Raw genomic sequence first — 20,698 nt, forward strand, 5'->3', positions numbered from 1 at the left:
AGGATGTGAACAGAATCTTCTCCTCCATTTCAGTACCATTCTGATACAAAATCCGCTCCGCTTTAAAATCAGATTTTTCCTACAACTAATGCTTTGACTCGTTCTGCGGCCTTCCTTAAGGTTGTCACCGGCGCCTAAGAAACGCCAAACACGGCGGTTGATCGCTCCCGATAGATGCGGCTTGTTTGTGCCTGTGGTTTACTACTGCGCGCAAATGCACTCCGTTATGTCGGGAGTGGGCGAATACAAGACCCGAAAGGGAAATATGTCCGGCCTGCCGTGTGGGTTTCTTAGCTCCCGACTCCCAGCCTTAAGAAAGCTGACAATACACGGAGGTACGAGAAATGAGTATTGCGAGAAGCATACGCGAGGCAGTCGCGATAGTGTCCCGTTCGTTTGAATGTTCGCAAATCCTAGAGGCCAGCCATGACTGACCTCTACAAGCCCACCCTTTTCACCCGCCATAACCGCCCTCTCCATACCCTCTGGCTCGAATCCCAAGCCTGGTTCTGCGCGAATGAGCTGGGCCGGGGAACGGCTGGTGAGCGTGTTGTATTGGCAGAGTGACCCTTGGGTGAGGCTGCGGGATATGCCGAGGCTGATTGAGGAGGAACTGACAGCCAACAAGCCGAGTGAGAGAACTCGTGCCTGGTGGGAGCGCGCCGCTCGATTGATGGGACTGGGCGCGAAATGAGCGGGAAGCCTGGGACTGCTCGATGACGCGTTCGCGAATCCGGAGCTTCCTCCCATCGCTCGGCATGCCACGGAGCACCGGGTCCGGGTAAGGCGAATCTCGGAGGAGGATTTCTGATGACTTCGATGTATCTGTACATGCAGCTTCCGGATTCGCTGGATATCACGACACTCGGTCGACTGAGAATTGTGGATGGGGTCGGCGAATTCGTGTACAGCCCGGAATATGTAGAGGCTAAAGGTTGGGTTCCGGATCCAACTTCGATCGACACCGTACAGCCAGATCCGCAGTGTTTCAGTCAGATCAATGGGAGGATTCATTAGCACTTGCGGGCCCGATCGCGCGATTGGGCTGCGCAGCGGCCCCAGAATCGAATAGGCGCTGCAAGAGCAGTTGGCTGCATTCGGTGTTCCCTGGCGGTGCCGGGCAGGGCTTCCATAACCGAGCTGGCCGCGCCAGCTCTTGTGGGAGCACGCCTTGTGCTGCGATTCGAGGGCAGAGCCCTCGCCGGGGCGCAGGATTACAAGATCGTGCGATGGTTGCAGGGGACAAGACAGTTGCTCTCACAGCTAGGCCACCGACACTTGGCGCTGCGTTCGCACTTTCAGCATCCCCGAGAGCGATACCAGCCAGAGCACCAGGAACACACCGGCGATGGCGAGGTTGGAGGTCAACGGCAGCGCACTGACGATGCCCGAGACCAGCGACCCGGCTATCAGCATCAGGCAACCCTGCAGGCTTGCCGCCACCCCTGCCCGGTCGGGAAACAGCGACATGGAGCGGGCCATGGCGTTGGAGAAGATGAAGCCTTGGCCGAAGGCGATGAGCATGATGCCGCCCAGGATGCTTTCCAGGTGCAACCCGGTAGGCATCACCGCGATGCCCAGGACGCCAAACAAGAACAGCAGCATCCCGGCCCACATCAGCGCAGCAGCCTGCACCACGCGGATCAGCAGGCGATTCACCAGGGTGCCCACCAGATAGCAACTGCCTACCGCCAGTGCCGTGGTGCCGAAGTACTGCGCATCAAACCCCAGCCGCTCCTGCACGATGTGCGGACCAAACACGTTCCACAACAGGAATGCCGAAAAGCTGGAACCGAGCACGACCACTGAAGAGCGGAAGCGACTGTCAGCCAGGATGCAGCGGTAGCCCGCCATTGTCTGCAAGGCGCTACGACGGGCCACGGGGGCCAGCGACTCCTTGAGACCGGCCAGGACGAATGCCAGCACGATCACTGCATACACCGCATACAGGACGAAATTGTAGCGCCAGCCCAGGTACACCTCGACCAGGCCGCCCTCATACGGCGCGATCACGGGCCCGAGGCCAAAGGCAAGGCTCAGGTAGATGACCGCCACGTAGAAGCGCGGTCCCTTGACGATATCGACCAGCAACGCACGGGCAACCACCTGGCATGCCCCGATCGCAAAGCCCTGCAGCGCGCGGGCCAGCAACAGCATTTCGATGGACGTGGCAAGGGTTGCCAGCACGCTGCCGCCCAGAAACACGACAAGACCCATCAGCACGGTAGGCCTGCGACCGCGCGCATCGGCCATGACGCCGAAGAACAGCTGCCCGATCGCATAGAACAGCAAGGTGATGGTGATGGTGTTCTGCATGAGCGACGCACTGGCGCCCAGCTCTCGCCCGATCGATGGAAGACTGGGCGCGTACAGGTCGATGGCGATACCACCGACGCTATTGATCAGTGGCGCCAGAAAGACGATGAAATTCTCGTAACGCTTGTCGGCGTTCATGGTTACCTCCAGCACTCCGGGCAGGGTCATGCCCGGAGAAAGATGTGATCAGGCGAATGCCTGGCTGGCGAAATGCGGAATCAGGCAGCCCCCGCCACCTGATGACCTCACGGTAAAAGAACGGAACACGCTACTGGTTTCAATAAATGGAAAAGCCCGCGTAAATTTTAATAAAGCGAAGTCATCACACGTTCAGCATCGTCTCGCCCACCGTCTCGACAAGCGAGCGCAAGCTGGAGACATCCTTGCTGTCGCCGCGGTCCTTGGCCCAGATCATGTCCAGGGTAAAACTCGGGAAGCCCAGCGGTGGCTGGCAGACTTTCAGTCCCGGCGCGATGCGCAGATGCGGCAGCAGCCGCGCGGGCAAGGCAACGGTTGCCGGCACTTCAGCCACGATGTTCACACAGGCCTGGTAGCTGTTGGCGCGCACCAGCACGTTGCGCGTGCGACCCACCTTGTCCAGCCAGCCATCGACCATGTTCCTTTCGGATATCCACGGTGTGGGGAACACATGGGGTGAAGCACAGAACTCGTCCAGGCTCATGAACCCGTCACGGGCCAGCGGCCTCCAGCTGGTAAGGCACACGAAGTCATCATTGAGCACCGCTTGCCATTGCAGCTCAGGGTGCATCTGGTGGTAACCCGGGCCGAAGCCGATAGCGATGTCCAGGTCACCTGCGATCAGCCGGTCCACGGGCAGGTCCCGGCTCAGGCGGTCGAGGTGAAGCGAGGTGTTGGGATGGGTCCGTGACAGCACGGCCAGCGCCTGCGGCAGGAAGGACAGCTCGAAGTATTCGGGCGCGCACAGCGTCCAGATCCTGCGCAACACATGGGCCGGAACGGAGCCGTCATCCTCCGCGCAGCGGTTGACCGACTCCACCACCATACGCAGATAAGGCGCGATCTTCTGCGCCTTGGTCGTAGGCTTCAACACCCCATGCGAAGACGCAAACAGCGCGTCATCGAAACATCCACGCAGGCGTTTGAGGCAATAACTGACCGTGGGCTGGCTGACATTCATCCGTTCGGCCGTGCGCTTGGCGCTGCGAAGCTCGACCAGATTCAGAAACACCACGATATCCTGCAGATCCAGCTGCTTCAGGTAATTGCTGTGAAGCATGAAAATTCCTCCTGAATTTTCCGGTCATTGGCTGGGGCGCCCTCCCTTGGAAGATGGGCCAGCGTTGGCTTCAAAGCTGTGCGAACAGCACTCGCTGCTCTTTTCCCGACTCTCAGTATGGATAAAAACGGCCTTTTCAATCAATGCCTTGCCTCGCGCGCTCAGCGCCACCTGCGAGCTGCGCTTGTCCTGGCGGGCGGCGACGCGCGAGGCGTGAACGTCCAGTCCATTGTCCTCACCGGGCTGACATGAGCGATTCAATACGCAGCCCCCGCCTCCACCTGCACCGCTGCGCGCATCACACCCGACAGCGGGTTGCTGGTATTGGTTGGCAACTCCTGGCGGAACAACGCGCGCACGTTGGCCCGCAGGGGCAGTGCATCGGATGCGCCACCCACCTGGATCCGGTACCGGCCGGGGTCGACGATCCAGTTGAAGGTGACCGGGTCGAAGTAGGCAAAGGCGCGGCTGTTGAGCACCAGGGTCATCTCGCGGGCTTCACCGGGCTGCAGCAGCACTTTGCCAAACCCTTTGAGCTCCTTGAGCGGCCGCGACACCGTGGGCGCCACGGGGCGGACGTAGAGCTGGGCGATCTCGGCGCCTGCCACGGGGCCGGTGTTGGTCACGGTGAAGGTCACGCTGATGTCGCTGCCGGGCACAATGACGGCGGGCGAGACACGGATGTCGCTGTACTGGAAGGTGGTGTACGACAGACCGTGGCCAAATGGGTACAGGGGCCGGGTGCCGGCCTGGTCATAGCCGCGGTAGCCCATGAAGATGTCTTCGGTATAGGTCATGTCGGCCAGCGCATTGGGCCCCTGGTAGGGCCGCGGATCGGGGTAGCTCGGGTAACTGGGGTTGTCCTGGATGTCACGGTCCCAGGTGACGGGCAGCTTGCCGGAGGGGCTGATGTCGCCGAACAGGATTTCGGCCAGTGCCCGGCCGGCAAAGGCGCCGGGGTACCAGGCGTGCAGCACGCCGTTGGCGCGCCGGGCCCAGGAATTGATGTCGAGGGTGCCGCCCGCATGCAGCACGACGACGGTCCGGGGATTGGCGGCGATGAGGTTGCGGATGAGTTCGTCCTGGAACTCCGGAAGCCCGAAGCCATGATCGGACGCTTCGCCTTCGTACTCATTGTTGAGCCCGGCCGCCACGACGACCGCGTCATAGATGGCGAGGTCTTCGGGCGCCGCCAGGGCCGCCCAGCTCATCTGCACGCCCCAGAGGCCGCCCTGCACGGGAATGTAGAAACTGGACACACGGCTATATTCGAGCTGCACATCGTAGAACTCGCCGGCCTGCAGCACCACCGTGCGGCCGGACTGCGAGATGGGGTCGGCGAGGTCGGTGGACAGCGGCGTGCCGTCATGGTCGACGATCAGCCGATTATTGACCCACAGCCGCAGCGACCCGTCCCCGCGCACCTTGAACACGTGGCGGCCGGTGACGGTCGGGCGGATCTTGCCGATGAACCGGGCCGAGAAGGCGCCTTGGGTGGGCGTGAAGCCCTCGACGGTGGTGGTGCCGCGCGAGGTGGTGTTGGTGTTCGAGGTGAACGCCCAGTTCACGCCGGGCTCGATCCGCGTGACCGCGGGTGAGCCGGACCAGGTGGCGTTGTTGTAGTACTCGGCGCGCAGCCCGCGGACGATGGCCTGGGGGGTGCTGGAGGACGGGTCCTGGGTAAACCAGGCCGCCCGGACCGGGTTCAACGACAGGCTGCGCAGGAAGGTGACCGCGCCGCTCGTGCCACGCCGGATGCCTTGCAGCTCGGTGACGTTGTCCTCGACTTCGGACCAGGCGGTGCCGAACGGCGACGGCGGCGCCTGCTCGGCGATATTGCCCACGACGGCGATGTTGGCCGTTTTGCTCAGCGGCAGCAGCTTGCCGCTGCCCTCCACCGCTTCGTTTTTCAACAAGACGATGCCTTCACGAGCAACATCCAGGGATGCCCGCAGGCTGCGCGGGTCGTCCTTGATGCCGGAAGGCACCGGCAAACCTTGGTCGAAGCCATAGCTGACCATGGCCCGCAAGTTGCGCCGCACCTTGTCATCGATGGTCGCCACGGGCAGCACGCCGCTTTCGATGAACGGCAGCAACGTGGCTTCGTTCATCTTCAGCCCGCTGGGCATGTCCAGGTCGGAACCGGCCAGCGCGGCTTTCAGGCCATCGGTGATGGAATTGAAATCACTGAGGACGAAGCCCTGGAAATTCCATTCGCCCTTGAGCAGGTCGGCGAGCAGGCGGTGGCTTTCGCACGCGTAGTCATCGTTGACCTTGTTGAAGCCGCACATGATCGCGGCGGGGCTGGCGTTCTTCACCAGTGACTCGAACCCTGGCAGGTAGATTTCGCGCAGGGCCCGCTCGCTGACATGCACGTTGAGGAAGTGCCGGTTGGCCTCCTGCTCGTTGGCCAGGTAGTGCTTCGCGCCGGTCCAGACGCCCTGGCGTTCGATGGCGTTGGCCACGGCCGGCCCCATCACGGCACCGATGTAGGGGTCTTCACCGCTGAGGTGTTCGGCGGAGCGCCCGTTGAACGGGGTGCGGTACAGGTTCAGGCCCGGCGACAGCAGTTGCTGGCCGCCCGCCGCGCGCGTATCGAAGCCGATCGCCAGCCCGTACTGCTTGGCGCGATCCAGGTTCCAGGTCGCGGCGAGCGCCGACATGGACGGGTACTGGGTACCGAACATGGTGGACTCGACATGAACACCCATGGACGAGTCGTAGCTGACTGTTCCCGGCAGGCCGTATTGCGGCAAGGGCCGCAGCATATGACCGTCGTCGACGTTGATGTAACTGAGTTTCTCCGACAGCGTCATCTGCGACAGGATAGCCTCGACGCGCTGCTCTACCGCCGGGCCTTGCAGGGGCGGCGCGGCCCAGACCAGAGCAGAACCGGCCAGGCCTGCGCTCAGCAGCGCGCTTTTCAACAGGGACAGTGAATGACTGGACATGAGAACACTTCCATGGAAAACCGAGTTCGCGCCCTGGTGATGCCCCAAGGCAACCGGACAAGCGGCTCGTCTGGCTTCCATGTCTGCGAAGCGTGCAATCAGCGCAGATGAAGGTACGTTGATAATTTCTGTGTCGAGCTCTAATGAAGAGGCAGCGAGTCGCACAGGCGTTCAGTTGATTTTTCCATATCCAAGCGGAGCGCTTATTCCCCCGGCAGCCCCCGCTGTTCAGTATGTCCCGCGCAGGTCCGGGGGCGGCATGGACCCCGGCACGTTCAGCAGGCGCATCTTGTCGCGGTATTCGTCCGTCACGCCGCGCGCCTCGCTGCTGCTGGTCACGACCCGCGGAGTGATGAGCACGATCAGCTCCGTTCGTCCCTTGCTCCGGGTGCTTGCGCCAAACAGCCAGCCCAGCCCGGGAATACTCCCCAGGTAGGGCACCTGGCTGCGGGTGTTGAGGTCATCCTGGCGGATCAGCCCGCCGAGCAGGACGGTCTCGCCACTTTGCACCGCCACCTGGGTGGCGATCGAACGCGTCGAGATCCGCGGGTTGACGTCATCGCTGGTGGTCGCGCCCGCATCACTGACCTGCTGGTGGATGTCCAGGTACACCAGGCCACCCGGGTTGATGCGCGGCACCACGTCGAGGATCACACCGGTCTGGATGTATTCCACGCTGCTGAGGGTGGTGTCGGTGTTGATGGTGTTCACGGTGGTCTGGCTGATCGGAATGTTGTCGCCGACCTGGATCTGCGCCTGCTGGTTGTTCATCACCACCAGCGAAGGCGCGGACAGCACCTGGGTCTTGCCGGTAGCCTCCAGCGCCCGTATGGCCACCTGAAGGTCGCCGCCGACGAAGGAGTAGAACAGCGCGTCGGCAGGCCCCAGCCCTACCCCGCCGAAACCCAGCGCACCCTGGCTGCCGGGGGCATCGGCGATGCCTTCGGTGGTGGAGTTGCCGGCGAGGTTGCCCAGGTACCACTGCACCCCAAGGTTCAGTTCGTCGCTGAGGGTGACTTCCAGGATGCGTGTCTCGATCTGCACCTGCATGGGGGCATTGTCGAGCCGGCGGATGGCTGATTCGATCTCGGCCCAGTGCGAGGGCCGGGTGCGCACGAGCAACTGGTTGCTGCTTTTTTGCGCGGTGATCCGCGTGGTGTCGTCCATGCCCTTGTCACCGCCAGGCTCGGCAGTGCCTTCGGCATTGGCGCCGCCTTCCTGCTCTTCGCTCATGCCGCCGAAGGTGCGGCTGATGCCTTGGCTCGGGTCTCCGGACATGGCGCCATAGCCGCCCGTTGCGCGGCCCAGGGCATTCACCGAGCCGCGCCCCAGCCCCGAGCCACTGCCGACGGGCGAGGACAGCACGGTGGTGGACAGCCCTGGCGCCACCTGGGCCGGCGCCTGGTCCTGGATCGCGCCGGTGCCGTAGATCTGGCGCAGGTAGCGGGCCAGGTCGGCGGCCTTCATGTTGCGCACGTCATACACATACAGCTGCGGCTCGTTGCCGCCGCCTTCATCGATGGTACGGATCCATTGGCCGACCTCCTGAAGGTACTGGGGCTGGGACGAAATCACCACGATCGAGTTGGTGCGTTCGATCGGCAGAAAGCGCAGCATTCCCGCCAGCGGCGTGCCGCTCTCGGCGCCAAACACCTTTTGCAGCTCGGGCATCAGCTCGGCGACGCTGGCGCGCTGCAGGCCGAACACGCCCACCGACATGCCCCTGAGCCAATCGACGTCGAAGGTCTGGATGGTGCTCTGGTAGTTGGCCAGCTCCTCGGGGGTGCCCGCCATGCCGATGACATTGCGGGCCGGGTCGACCAGCAGGAAGGCGCTCTCGCAGGCAAAGGGCTTGAGCAGCTTCTGCATCTCGGCGGCCGAGATGAACTGCAACGGGTACAGGCGCACCGACATGCCCCGCGGCGGCGAGCCCATGCCGATGGAGGGCACGAGCTGACCGGCGACCGCCTGGTTGGCGGGCAGGATGACGTAGCGGTCACCCTGGCGGATCATCGCGTTGTTGGTCCAGCCCAGCAGGCTTTCGAGCACTGCCATGGCCTGGTCCTTGGGGATTGGCCGTGAGGTGGAGAACGACACCTCGCCGGTCACGCCCTGGGCGATGCTGTAGTTCTCCTGCAGCAGGTCGCCCATGATGGTGTTGATGATGGCAACGATGGGCTGGTTGGTGAAGTTGAGCATTACTCCGCCCGAACCGGGGTCGGCCGGCCGCGCGCCCGAAACGGGCGGGACGTCCCGGATGAAGCGCGCGCTGCCCCTGACGACCTGGCGCCCAGGAGCGGTGCCGATGGCAGGTTGCGGGACCGTCGAGGGCAGCGGCGCGCTGGTCATCGGGCGTCGATCGCTGCCCGTGCCGCGCAGGGCTTCGCGGATCAGCTGCGGGTCGTTGTCGGGGGTGGCCTGGGTGGTACAGCCCGCCAGCAGGGTCAGCAGCAGGAGGGCCAGGCCATCTACGGGTTTGCTCATCTCATGGCCTCATGGACTTGCGGTACGCGCCCGGGCGGGTGCCGGGGCGCTCGGCAAACGCGGGGTCAGCAGCTGCAGCACGCGCGATTCGCTGTTGTTGTGAAGTTCCACGCGGCGCGCTTCTATGCGCTGGATACGCCAGCCATCCTTGAGCGTGGCCCCTTCCCTGAGCGTCAGGCTGGCGCCGCCTTTCTGCTTGAACATGGCGACACGCCGATCGCCCTCGATGATGATGCCGGTGAGCAGGAACGTGCTGAGGTCGGGACCAGAGCTCGCTGACACCCCTTGGGCATCCGGCGCGCGCTCAGGGTTGAACAAGGGGTGCTGCCAGGCTGCGGCGAAGACTTGCACCGAGGGGGCCTCGGGCAGGCCAGGTGCTTCGGGGGGCGGCGCCAGGCTTTGCGCCACCTCGGCCGGGTGGCCAGGCTCATCCCTGGCGCTGAACAGGACAGCGGCCACTCCCCCCGCCAATACGATCGTTGCCAGCAACAACGCGATGCGCGCTGCCCGGCGGGTCACTGCTCGTCACCCGTGTCGAAGGGTGGGTCTTGCGCCGGCGCCTCGTCCGGCAGCTCGGCGTCGTCGGTTGCGGCGGGCGTCGCAGGCGCCTGGGCCGCCATGTAGCCCGCCACCAGCAGGTGCACGCTGAGCCGGCCCGTGCCTTGCTCCTGCCGGGCCTGCGCGGCGCGGGTGATGGTGAGCTCCTCGACGAACAGCAACGGCCGGGCGTACTCCAGCGCATGCAGCAACCGGGTCAGTGGCTCGATCGCGCACTCAAGGTCAAGGCTGAGCGTCACGCGCTGGTAGGGCAGCTCTTGCGCGACGCGCTCAGCGGACATCGGCATGCGTTGGGTAACCTTGCACCCGGGCCCGACAGCTTCGAGGCGTTTCACCTGCTCCACGACCTGCTGCATCAGGTCACCCGCCACCACGCCGCTGTCTTCGCCGGGCAGCAGCGCCTGGGTATCGCTGCTGCGCAGCCGGGCTTCCTGGACCTGACGTTGCAAGGTTTCGCGCTGGCCCAGCAGGGCGCTGTAGTGCTGATGCTGGTCCATCAGGTCGCTCAGTTGCTGGTTTGCCGCCAGCAAGGGGCCGACGAACCAGCTGTGCACCAGCAGCCAGTAGGCCGCCGCGATCACCAGTCCAAGCAGGACCAGTGCTGCCACGCGCTGGTCACGGGCTGACAGTTGCGGCCGCATGGGCGGGCTCCCGCAAGAGCTGGGCGCGCACGTAGAAGCGGTCCTTGCCGCTGTCGGCATCCGGCTGGATGACGCCTTGGTAGCGCGCGTCCACCAGGTGCGGGCAGCCTTTCACCTGGTTGAGCAGACCGCTGGCATGGTCGGTGAAACCAGAGAGGTCGACCTGGCCGTCGCGGTTCACCTGCAGGCTCTGCAGCCAGGTGTCGAGGGCCAGGCAGGTGCTCAGTTCGGCGAGCAGCAGCGCGTAGGTGGCCTGGCGCTGCTTGAGCGCGGTCAACGAGCGCGCCGCGCTGTCGGCCTGGGTGAGTTGCTGGCGCAGGCCCTGCAGCTCGGCAGTCTGGCCCCGCAGCGCCTGGACCTCGGCGCTGCGCTGTTGCACCGCGGCCTCGCGCTGGTGCAAGACGGAGGCCATCGCCGCGTACACCAGCAGCAGCGCCAGCACACCCAGCCCCCCTGCCATCCGCGCCCGGCGTCGGCTCCAGCCGCTGGGCGCCTGCTGTGGCAGCAGGTTCAGGCCCAGCCGCTCGCCATGCTCGTCGAGCAGGTCGATATGCTCAAGGGTGATGCCGTGCTCCTCGAAACCCGCCTGCCAGGTGGCCAGGTGGTCGCGCCGGACAATCACCAGGGTCAGGCGCAGACGACCATTGCTGATGCCCTCCCGGCGTACCACGGCATGCGCTTGCTGGGAGGTGAAGGGCGTGAAGCGGTCCAGTTCATAGGCCAGTATCGCGTCCAGATCGCGGGCGGCGGCGGTTGGCAAGGAAAGCGAATGGCGCAACGCCTGCCCGGGCTGCAGCAGCAGGACGGCGCGGTGATCGACCGCAGCCCGTGGGTTTTCGACCAGTGGCCACTGATACAGGCGCTCGGGCTTCTTGCGCACCAGCCGCTGGGGGACGCAGTCACGCAGCTGGCGCCTCCACCAGTGCCAGGCGCGTTGCGCAAGGCTACCGCTCCAATGGGCAGGAATCTGCTTGCTCAAGCTTGAGAACCCAAATGCATGCATGCGCAACGGCACCTCACTCGCTATAGCGCAGGACCCTGAAAGGCCGGGGGCCTTGCTCAATTGAAAGTAGCACCGTGCCGTGGATTTGGGCGGAAAAGCCATGCGGCCGAGTGGCCAGGCTCTGGATGGTCACGATCGGGCCCGGATCGCTCCCCTGGGCGTCCACTTGAGGCAGTCCCAGGGCCTCGCGCAAGGGCGCGCTGGCGAAGGCCGGGTCTGGACGGACCAGCCCGCTCCAGAGCGTCACGTGGGGCAATAGCCGCGCGTACAGCGCAGCGCTCATGCCGGGCCAGCCGCGGATTTCCTCAAGGGCGCGCAACGGTGGGCGATCATCCCCGCGCTCGATCGAGAGCGCGGCGGCGAGCTGCCGGGATTGCTCGGCCGTGGCGCCCAGGCCGAGGGCCACGCGGGCCAGGTCGGCGGCGCTGGCGAGGTTCAGGTCGAGCTTGCCGCGCTCGCTGCGTACCCGCACCTGCAGGGCCGCGCCATCGAACTCGAGCGTCTGCAGGCGCCCATCGGCGATCCAGCGGCGCGCCGGCACCGGTTCACGCAGGCCGCGGACCGCCAGCGCCAGGCCCGCTTCGGCCGCCCACGCCGCACGGGTGTGCTCGCGTTGCCACTGGCCCAGGCGCAGTTCCTGGCGTACCGCGCCGACCAGTCCGGAGAGCATCAGGGTCAGCAGCGCCAGCAAGCCGATCACCAGCAGCAAGGCGATGCCCTGCGACCGGCGCCTCATGGCGTGGCCTGCTCGCCGCTCAGGTCCAGCCGCAGGGCGACCACCTGAGTCGTCCACGGCACCGGGCCATCGGCCTGCACCGCGATGCGCACCTGCCTGGGCAAGCGCCTCGGCCAGGGCCAGTGGTCGAGCCACGCGGTACGCTTGCCCAGGTTGTCGACGCCCCGGTAGCTCAGGCGCACGCCCCGGACCTCGCGCAGCAGCCATTGCGGCTCCCCCCATGACCGCGCGGCGCTGGTCTCGAAGCGGATCCGCAGGGCCGGGCGGTCGCCCAGCTGCGCGACGTCGAGGATGTGCCAGTGGATGCCCCCGCCCAGATCGGCAGGCAGGGCCGCGGCAAACAGCAGCGAGTCAGGCTCGCCTACGAAGACCTGCCCTGCGTCTTGCTGCAGGCGCTGGATCGGCAGGGTTTGGGCGATCGCCTGGTGCAGGAAGTTCTGCGCCGCGCGGACCTCGCCGAGGCGTTGCAGGTAACGGTCAGCACCGTTCAGGCCACGCTGGGCCAGCACCAGCGTGCTCATCACCAGGGTCAGCAGCACCCCAAGCAGTGCCAATGCCACGAGGATCTCGAGCAAGGTGAAGCCACGGGCCGGGCGCTTCATGGGGCGGCGGCCTCCACGGAAGGCGTCTGCACCACCAGCGTGCTCAGCACCCAGGGCGCCGTGCCGGGTGCGTCGAGCTGCAACTCGACGCGCAGGAGGGGCAAGCGGCCTTCGCCTCCGGGCATCAGGCTGATGCGCTCGGTCCAGCGGATACCGCCCTCGGTGACACCCCTGCGCAGCCCGGGCCGCAAGCGCAGGTCACGCTGTTCGTCCAGCAGGCTGCGGGCCGCCTGGCGCTTGCTTTCGCTGTCGCGCATCTGGGTGAGGCTGCGGTTGATCTGGGCGAGGCTCGACAGGGTCACGGTCAGCAGCACCGCCAGCAACGCCAGGGCCGCGAGCATTTCGAGCAAGGTGAAGCCGGCGCTGCGGGGACCGTGCGGGCTCATGGCGTGGCCATCCAGCGCACATCACCGGTCAGCCAGCCGATGTCGATGCGCCATTGGCGGTCGCCCCGGGTCAGTAGCAGGTGCCCACCGCTGGAGCTGCCATCAGGGTAGAACGCCACCGCGCTGCCCAGTTGCCGGGCCGTCACCAGCCGCACCTGGACCGTGTCTGGCCAGCTGCGGCGCGGTTGACCCGGTGCGCCATACCAACGCCCCGGCAGATCGAAGTGCAGCAACGCGGGCTTGTTGTCCAGCACCGCCTGGGACCGTGCCTGGCGCAGCGCGAAGACCATTTCACGGACCGCCTGGCGCTCGCGGCTGGCGTGCAGCCCCTGCGCGATGCCGGTGGCCATGAGGCCGGCGGCCACGGCGATCAGGACGATCACCACCAGCATCTCGATCAGAGTGAAACCCGCCGGGCGGCGCACGGCGCCTACTCCCAGTTGCCGACATCGGCACTGTAGCCCTCACCACCCGGCTGGCCATCCTGGCCGTAGAAGATCAGGTCGAAGGGGCCATGCTGGCCCGGATAGCGATAGCCGAACGCATGGCCAAACGGGTCCTTGAGATCGGAGGGCTTGGCGTACGGCCCGTTCCAGCCCTGTTCGCCACTGGGGCGGGCGAGCAGTTGCGCCAGTTGCCGTGGCGGGGTGCCGAGGTCGAGCCCGTAGCTTTCGATCTTCATGCCCAGGCTGGCCAGTTGCGCCTTGCCGGCGCCGTACTTGCCCTTGTCGACATTGCCGCCGACCTGGCGCACGACGATGGTCGCGACGATGCCCAGCAAGACGATCACGGCGAGCATTTCCAGCAGCGTGAAGCCATGCTGGCGGCGACGCTTGGCAGTTGTATGGCGCATGTTCAAAGCCTCAGAGAGTATTGGTCAGGCTCATCAGCGGCAGCATGATGGCCAACATGATGACCGCCACCAGCAGCGCCATGACCAGGGTCAGGGTCGGCACCAGTGCCGCGAGCAGGCGGTCGATGCTGCGCTGGGCCTGCTGGTCGAAGACGTCGGCGACCTTCAGCAGCACCCGGTCCAGTTGCCCGGCCTGTTCGCCCACCTCGATCATCTGCAAGGCAAGCGACGGCAACAGCTGGTCATCGTGCAGGGCAGCGGCGAGCGAGCCGCCGTTCCTGACCCGCGCCAGCGCCAGGTCGACGAGCTCCGCCACTGCCTGGTTGAGGCAGACCTGCCGGGCGATAGCCAGGGCCTCGAGCAGGGGCACGCCGTTGCGCAGCAACGTCCCCAGCGTACGCGCCAGGCGGGCGACTTCCAGCCGCTGGCCGAGCTCGCCGACCACCGGCATGGCCAGCAGCCGCCGGTGCAGGCGGCGCTTGCGTTCAGGCGCGCGCCAGTAGGCCGGCCAGGCCAGGCTTAGCGTCGCCAGTGCGGCCAGCAGCCATGGCCAGCGGTTGGCGATGAACAGGCCGGTGGCCAGGATCGCCTCGGTGATCAATGGCAACGGCACGCCCAGGTCCTTGAAGATCGGCACGAACTGCGGCACCACGTAGGCAATCAGCAGGATCAGCGCCGCGATCACACCGACCACCAGAAACACCGGGTAGATCAGCGCATTGACCAGCTGGCCCTTGAGCACCTCGCGCCGTTCGAGGTAATCACTCAGCTGCTGCAGGGTGTCGTGCAAGGCACCGCTCGCCTCCCCGGCCCTGACCACGCTGAGGTACAGGGCAGGAAACTGCCCGTCTTCCTCGGCCATGGCGGTGGACAGCGCCTTGCCGCCCTTGACCCGCTCGCGGATACGCTCGAGCACGGCATGGGCAGCGGTGCCTTCGCCGGACTGCTGCCTGAGCAGCACGGCCAGCGCCTGCTCCAGCGGTTGGCCCGCGCCAAGCAGGATAGCCAGCTGCTGGGTGAAATTGAGCACGAAGGCCTGTTTCAGCCGCGCCGTGCTCCGCGCGCGCCAGCCTCTGCCCTGCCCGGCCTGCACCTGCACCACCAGCAGCCCGCGCTTGTGCAGCACTTGGGCGGCGGCCGCGCTGTCGGCGGCCTCAAGGTCGCCCTGGCGCGCAGTGCCGTCGGCCTCGAGCGCTTTGTAGTGAAAACGTGGCATGGCGCCTCCTCTCATTCGCTGCGCGTGACGCGTAGCACCTCTTCGAGGCTGGTGATGCCGGCCAATGCCTGGCGCAGCCCTTCCTCGAAGAGCGTGCGCAGCCCGCCCTGTCGCGCGGCGCGCTCCAGGGTGGCGGCATCGGCGTGAGCCATCAGCAGCTCGCGCAGTTCATCGTTCATCACCAGCAGTTCGGTGATCGCGCTGCGACCGCTGTAGCCGCCGGCCGGCGATCCCGGGCTGGGACGGTAGAGCATGATGGGGCGCTGGTCGGTGAAGCGGTCCAGGCCATGCTCGGCGATCAGCGCAGGGCCGGCGGCAAAGGCCTCGCGGTACTCGGGCGCGAGCCGGCGCACCAGCCGCTGGGCGAGAATCCCGGTCACGGTCGAGGCGATCAGGTAGCTCTCGACGCCCATGTCCAGCAGCCGGGTGATGCTTGATGCGGCGCTGTTGGTGTGCAACGTGGACAGCACCAGGTGGCCGGTGAGCGATGACTGGATGGCGATGCGGCAGGTCTCGAGATCGCGCATTTCGCCGATCATGATGACGTCCGGGTCCTGGCGCACGATCGAGCGCAGCGAGGTGGCGAAATCCAGGCCGATCGCGGGCTTGACCTGGATCTGGTTGATGCCCTCGATCTGGTATTCCACCGGATCCTCGACGGTGATGATCTTGCGTTCGGGGGTGTTGAGCTGGGTCAGCGCGGTGTACAGGGTGGTGGTCTTGCCCGACCCGGTGGGCCCCGTGACGAGCACGATGCCGTTGGGCTGAGCCAGCAGGTCGAGCAGGCGCTGCAGGCGCGCGCTGTCGAGCCCGAGGCTGGGCAGGTCGAAGGCGACTGTCTGGCGGTCGAGCAGGCGCATCACCACCGACTCGCCGAAACGCGTGGGCACCGTGGAGACCCGCAAGTCGAGCTCGCGCCCCTGGACACGCAGCATGATCCGCCCGTCCTGGGGCAGGCGCCGCTCGGCGATGTCCAGGTGCGCCATGATCTTGATGCGCGAGATCACCGCCGCGGCGGAGTTGACCGGGGGTGCCTCGCCGTCCTGCAGGACGCCGTCGATGCGGTAGCGAACCTTGAACTGGTGTTCGAAGGGCTCGATATGGATGTCCGAGGCGCGCAGGTCCACCGCGCGCTGCATCAGCAAGTTGACCAGGCGGATCACCGGCGCTTCGGAGGCCTGGTCCTTGAGGCGCTCGATGTCATCACTCGAGCCGCGCGCAGGACCGTCGAGGTTTTCGATCAGGGTGCCCATGGCCGAGCGGCCCTGGCCGTAGAAACGTTCGATCAGTGCCTCGACCTCTTCGCGGGCAGCGACCAGCGTCTGTACCTCGACCTCACAGGCATAGGCAACGGCTTTCGCGGGATAAGGGTCTGCCGGGTTGGCCTGCGCCAGCACCAGCACGCCGTCGCTCCAGCCGGTGGGCACCACATGGTACTGGCGCAGGAAGCGCTCGCCGAGTGGCGGCAGGGGATCAAGCAGCGCGGGCATGTCCTCGATATCGAGCAACGGCGAGGGCAGCAGGGCTGACCAGGCGCGCGCCACTTCCCGGCTGGACACGCTGCCCATGCGGATCAGCAGGTCAAGCAAGGGGTTGTCAGGGTCTGACTCGGCCAGCCGGCGCGCGCGCTCCAGCTCACCGGGCTTGAGTCCTCCATTGACCAACAGCCAACGGCATACCTGTTCGTCCTCGGGAACAACAGCCTGCATTTCAGTCATGCGTGCATCCGGCCACTTTCATGTGCACTGTTAACTTCCTGAGACACGTTAGCAAAACAATTATTAGGGCAACTTTCATTTCTGATCTCCGAATACTTGAAAGTAGACCCTCAATGGCTGTTCAGGCAATCACCTTCGACATTCAGATGCAATGTGTCTTAGCGAAATACATTCCAGACTAAATAACCATAAGCACACAATTTTATTGACTTGCGCAGGCGCGGGAAGTCTTATTCATAACTCTGTCCTCATGGAGTTCGACACTTACCATCATAACGACATGACGCGCGGACGAACATGCAGATACCTGCACCCTCCTTTTCCTGCATAGCGATGCGGAACCCGGAGCCTGCACTCCTGGGTGCTATTTCCAACTGCACAGTTGCTCTTCCCTGCCACGTGCCAAGTACTGGCTAACGGCCGGCTCATTTGTCCGGTCGACTAACAGCGGAATGACATCATGAAACAAGGTCCTGCAATTCCTCATCCCAGGATATTGTCGCTGTTGTCCTCGGCAATCCTTGTTGCCCTTCTTCCTACTGCCAATGCTGCCATGCGCACCGATGCCGAAGCCGATCGACTGGCCCGGCAAACCGTTGCGCAGATGACCCTCCTGGAAAAACTCGACTATATCGGCGGCACCGGCGGCTGGGACATAAAACCCCTGCCGCGGTTCGGCATTCCCCAGATCCGCGGCGCGGATGGCGGCCTCGGGCTGCGCTACACCAACCAGGGCAATGACCAGGGCGTGGGCTATCCCAGCGGCCCTTCGCTGGCGTCCACGTTCAACCTCGAGCGCGCGCTGGATTTCGGCCGGGCACTGGGCTATGACACCGCCAATGGCGGCTATCACTACATCACCGGCCCCGGCATGAACATGTACCGCATGCCGTACGGCGGGCGTAACTTCGAGTATGTTTCCGGCGAAGATCCCTACCTGGGCGCCGGGATGGCGGCAGCCGTCATCAATGGCATCCAGTCGCGCGGCGTGTGGGCCGATGCCAAGCACTACGCGGCCAATGACCAGGAGACCAATCGCTTCACGCTGAACGAGACCATTCCGGAACGCGTGCTGCGCGAAATCACCATGCCACCGTTCGAGTCCGCGGTTAAGAACGGTACCGTGGCACTGCTGATGTGCTCGTTCCAGAAGGTCAATGGCGAGTATGCCTGCCAGAACAGCCATCTCATCCGGCAGATTCTCAAGCGCGACTGGCGTGCGCGCGGCTTTGTGCAGACCGACTACAACGCGATCGTCGATGGAGTGGCAGCAGCGCAGGCAGGCACCGACCTGGACATGCTTGCCGGGTCGCAGATGAATGCCGCGATCCTGCAGCCCGCCATCGAGAGTGGCGAGCTGCAGGAGGCGACCATCGATGACAAGGTGCGGCGGATCCTGCGCCAGATCTACCTCTTCGGCTTCGACACCTATGTGCCGCCCACCACGTTCGATACCCAGAGCCTCGACAGCAACCTGGCAGCGCTGGGCGTTGCCCGTGAAGGCATCGTGCTGCTCAAGAACAGAAACGGCCTGTTGCCGCTCGACAGTGCCCAGGTACAGCGAATCGCGGTGGTCGGGATCTTTGCCAAGTACGCGCCACCTACCGGCTTTGGCAGTGCATTCATCGAACCCAGCTATTACATCAGCGAGCTGAGCGGCTTGCGGCAAACGGCCCCTGGCACGCAGGTGGACTTCCTCGATGGACTGTCGCTGGACCCCGCGGCAACCGTCTGGACCCACGATGACGGCTCAGGCACGCCCGCCGAGGGCGTGGTGGCCGAATACTTCACCAACCCGGCATTCAGCGGCACGCCGGCGGTCACCCGTACCGAGACCCGGGTCAACCTGGACTGGAGCAACGATCCCGCGCCCCCCACCAATGGCGATACCGCCAATACCTCGGCGCGCTGGCGTGGCCAGGTGACACCGACCGTCAGTGGCGAGCACGTCTTCAAGGTGCGTGCCGACGGTGCGATCCGGCTGACGGTCAACGGCACCGAGATCGTCAACAACGGCGTGGGCGATCCGTTGCCCGACAACAGTATTCCCCCCACCATCCCGGAATCGGCCAAGATCAACCTGCAGGCCGGCGAGACCTACGACGTGACGCTGGAATACATCCGCCGTCCAGGCTACATCGGTGTGTTCGGCGGGTTCACCGGCGTGCAGTTGAGCTGGGCGTCGCTTGAAGCCCCTGCGGACCTTTCCGGCTACGATGCCGTCGTGGTGGCCGTGGGCAACAGCGCCGAGTATGAAGGCGAAGGCTGGGACCACCCGTGGGAGCTGCCGGAGTTTCAGGGGGAAATGCTGCAGAACGTCACGGCAGCCAACCCCAACACCATCGTGGTGATGCATGGCGGCACGGGCCTGAAGATGAACGACTGGGTGGACCAGGCAGGTGGCGTGCTGCATGCCTTCTACCCCGGTCAGAACGGCGGGCAGGCACTGGCGGAGATTCTCTTCGGCAGCGTCAACCCTTCGGCCAAGCTGCCCATCAGCCTGGAGCGCAACCTGGAGGACAATCCGCTGTACTCGAGCTTCCCCGAGTTCGACAACTTCGGAACCATCGTCGAGACCAGCTACGCCAACGACCTGTTCCTGGGCTACCGGGGCTACGACCGCCAGGCCAACAAGGCGCTGTATCCGTTCGGCTACGGCCTGTCGTACACCACGTTCGCCTATTCGGACATCGATGTATCACCTCCGGTCGCCTTTGGCAGGCCGATCCGGGTGTCCTACAACGTGACCAACACCGGGCAACGCGCCGGGGCCGAGATTTCGCAAGTGTACGTCGGAGCCCGGCATGCGCCGGTCGACCGTCCCGAGAAGGAGCTCAAGGGCTATAGCAAGGTCACTCTCGAACCTGGCGAGACGCGGCGCGTCACGGTGCAGCTCAACGGGCGGGCGCTGGCCTACTATCAACCGCGCGAGCGGGCCTGGGTGGTCGATGATGACGTCTTCACCGTCTCGGTGGGTGCCTCGTCCGCGGATGTACGGCTGAGGGCACGGGTGTTCAGCCCGTTCCGCCACGAACTGCCGGTGACCTCGAGCAACCCGCTGGCGCCCGATGTGGTGCAGGCGGTCGAGATGACGGACCGTCCGGCACCCACCGGCACCTTGCTGGAGCAGGTGTTTGATCCGCCAGAGGCGGGTGAAGGTGACGGAGCGTACGAGAACTGACGGTTACGGGCCTGGCCTTTGCCGGCCTGGCACGCAGTCCCCGCTTCCCTGGCAGGCTGGCGCTTGACGCGCCGGCTAGCCAGGGAGGGCAGCGATCACCCTGGATTGCGTTGGTGACGGTACAGCGCCTTAGCCGCCTCGATCACCTGGGGCACGCAGTCTTGCAACTGCTCGGGTGTCATGGCGTCGAGCAGCTCGACGTTGTCTTCGAAGCCATGCAGGGAAATCACGCTCAGGTGCTCGGCCTGCGCCAGCGGCAATTCGCTCCAGCCCGCCACCTGCACGCCGCGCATGTAGCCAAAGCACCACTCTTCCATGACCGTCACCGGCCCGTCTTCGTCCTGCGTCTCCTCGAACAGCGGTTCGAAGCTGTCGAGGTCCGCTTCAAGCTCGCTGGCCACGTCGCTGGCAAAACGCAGCATCAGCGCAGTGTAGGCCTCTTCATCGGCGGGGGTCTTGAACTTCGGCACCTTGCCGCCGCTGGCAACCGGCAGCCATTGCTCGGGCGTCACCCGCGGGACCGAACTGGCCAGCGCGGTGAGAAAACCATGGAGCTCAGCGATGTTCAGCACAGAGTAGTCGTTGCCGTACTTGATCAGCAGGTCTTCGAGGCGATCGAGTTCTTTTTCAGTGAGCGCGGGGAGCATGGGGCGGGTATCCGTTGGATGAAAAACTGTGAGCACCCTAGCACAAGAGCGCCCTCTCGAAGCCGGCGCTCGGCAAATACCCGCCCCTGCTCCAGCCCTACACCGGCGTCGCCAGGAAACGATCGATGTCCTGTATCAGGTCACATCC

The 20,698-nt window shown here is 65.1% G+C and carries 16 protein-coding genes; 1 reads left to right on the plus strand and 15 read right to left on the minus strand.

Annotation, left to right across the window (positions count from 1 at the left end; all coding sequences use genetic code 11):
- Window positions 1-1,263: 1,263 nt before the first annotated feature.
- The 14 genes from VJS90_RS10000 to gspE form a co-directional block, all read right to left on the minus strand.
- Window positions 1,264-2,454 (minus strand): multidrug effflux MFS transporter, encoded by a 1,191-nt coding sequence (locus VJS90_RS10000; RefSeq protein WP_324121502.1) that lies wholly within the window; start codon window positions 2,452-2,454, stop codon window positions 1,264-1,266.
- Between the two features lie 184 nt (window positions 2,455-2,638).
- Window positions 2,639-3,574: a LysR family transcriptional regulator gene (locus VJS90_RS10005; protein WP_324121503.1), complete on the minus strand. Its 936-nt coding sequence runs from the start codon at window positions 3,572-3,574 to the stop codon at window positions 2,639-2,641.
- 257 nt (window positions 3,575-3,831) lie between these two features.
- A complete protein-coding gene (locus VJS90_RS10010) occupies window positions 3,832-6,525 on the minus strand; it encodes a beta-glucosidase (RefSeq protein WP_324121504.1) in 2,694 nt (897 codons plus the stop codon).
- Window positions 6,526-6,753: 228 nt separating this feature from the next.
- Entirely contained in the window at window positions 6,754-9,009 is a 2,256-nt protein-coding gene (gspD, locus tag VJS90_RS10015; protein WP_324121505.1) for a type II secretion system secretin GspD, read from the minus strand.
- Between the two features lie 9 nt (window positions 9,010-9,018).
- A complete protein-coding gene (locus VJS90_RS10020; RefSeq protein ID WP_324121506.1) occupies window positions 9,019-9,528 on the minus strand; it encodes a SctD/MshK family protein in 510 nt (169 codons plus the stop codon).
- Window positions 9,525-10,208: a type II secretion system protein GspM gene (gene gspM, locus VJS90_RS10025; RefSeq protein WP_324121507.1), complete on the minus strand. Its 684-nt coding sequence runs from the start codon at window positions 10,206-10,208 to the stop codon at window positions 9,525-9,527. Before gspM ends, VJS90_RS10020 begins: the two co-directional genes overlap by 4 nt.
- Window positions 10,183-11,187 carry a PilN domain-containing protein gene (locus VJS90_RS10030; protein ID WP_324121508.1) on the minus strand — a complete coding sequence of 335 codons (1,005 nt, stop codon included), beginning with the start codon at window positions 11,185-11,187 and terminating at the stop codon, window positions 10,183-10,185. The genes gspM and VJS90_RS10030 overlap by 26 nt, the downstream gene beginning before the upstream one ends.
- Window positions 11,188-11,224: 37 nt before the next feature.
- On the minus strand, window positions 11,225-11,947 hold the full coding sequence (locus VJS90_RS10035; RefSeq protein ID WP_324121509.1) for a type II secretion system minor pseudopilin GspK: 723 nt from the start codon (window positions 11,945-11,947) through the stop codon (window positions 11,225-11,227).
- On the minus strand, window positions 11,944-12,549 hold the full coding sequence (locus tag VJS90_RS10040; RefSeq protein WP_324121510.1) for a prepilin-type N-terminal cleavage/methylation domain-containing protein: 606 nt from the start codon (window positions 12,547-12,549) through the stop codon (window positions 11,944-11,946). The genes VJS90_RS10035 and VJS90_RS10040 overlap by 4 nt, the downstream gene beginning before the upstream one ends.
- A complete protein-coding gene (locus VJS90_RS10045; RefSeq protein ID WP_324121511.1) occupies window positions 12,546-12,935 on the minus strand; it encodes a prepilin-type N-terminal cleavage/methylation domain-containing protein in 390 nt (129 codons plus the stop codon). Before VJS90_RS10045 ends, VJS90_RS10040 begins: the two co-directional genes overlap by 4 nt.
- Window positions 12,932-13,360, minus strand: coding sequence for a GspH/FimT family pseudopilin (locus VJS90_RS10050; protein ID WP_349254727.1), 429 nt, complete (start codon window positions 13,358-13,360; stop codon window positions 12,932-12,934). The genes VJS90_RS10045 and VJS90_RS10050 overlap by 4 nt, the downstream gene beginning before the upstream one ends.
- Before the next feature lie 5 nt (window positions 13,361-13,365).
- Complete coding sequence (gspG, locus tag VJS90_RS10055) at window positions 13,366-13,788, minus strand: type II secretion system major pseudopilin GspG (protein ID WP_324121512.1); 423 nt, start codon at window positions 13,786-13,788, stop codon at window positions 13,366-13,368.
- Window positions 13,789-13,798: 10 nt separating this feature from the next.
- Complete coding sequence (locus VJS90_RS10060; protein ID WP_324121513.1) at window positions 13,799-15,004, minus strand: type II secretion system F family protein; 1,206 nt, start codon at window positions 15,002-15,004, stop codon at window positions 13,799-13,801.
- 11 nt (window positions 15,005-15,015) lie between these two features.
- The gene (gspE, locus tag VJS90_RS10065; RefSeq protein WP_324121514.1) at window positions 15,016-16,722 is read right to left on the minus strand and encodes a type II secretion system ATPase GspE; all 1,707 of its coding nucleotides are present in this window, start codon (window positions 16,720-16,722) and stop codon (window positions 15,016-15,018) included.
- A gap of 460 nt (window positions 16,723-17,182) precedes the next feature.
- Here gspE and VJS90_RS10070 point away from each other — a divergent pair, with 460 nt between their 5' ends.
- Window positions 17,183-19,903 (plus strand): beta-glucosidase, encoded by a 2,721-nt coding sequence (locus VJS90_RS10070; protein ID WP_414704927.1) that lies wholly within the window; start codon window positions 17,183-17,185, stop codon window positions 19,901-19,903.
- A 95-nt stretch (window positions 19,904-19,998) separates the two neighbouring features.
- Here the strand turns inward: VJS90_RS10070 and VJS90_RS10075 are convergent, their stop codons facing one another.
- Window positions 19,999-20,550: a UPF0149 family protein gene (locus tag VJS90_RS10075; RefSeq protein WP_324121515.1), complete on the minus strand. Its 552-nt coding sequence runs from the start codon at window positions 20,548-20,550 to the stop codon at window positions 19,999-20,001.
- Window positions 20,551-20,698: the final 148 nt, after the last annotated feature.

The sequence above is a fragment of the Pseudomonas sp. genome, assembly GCF_035277045.1.
GTDB lineage: Bacteria > Pseudomonadota > Gammaproteobacteria > Pseudomonadales > Pseudomonadaceae > Aquipseudomonas.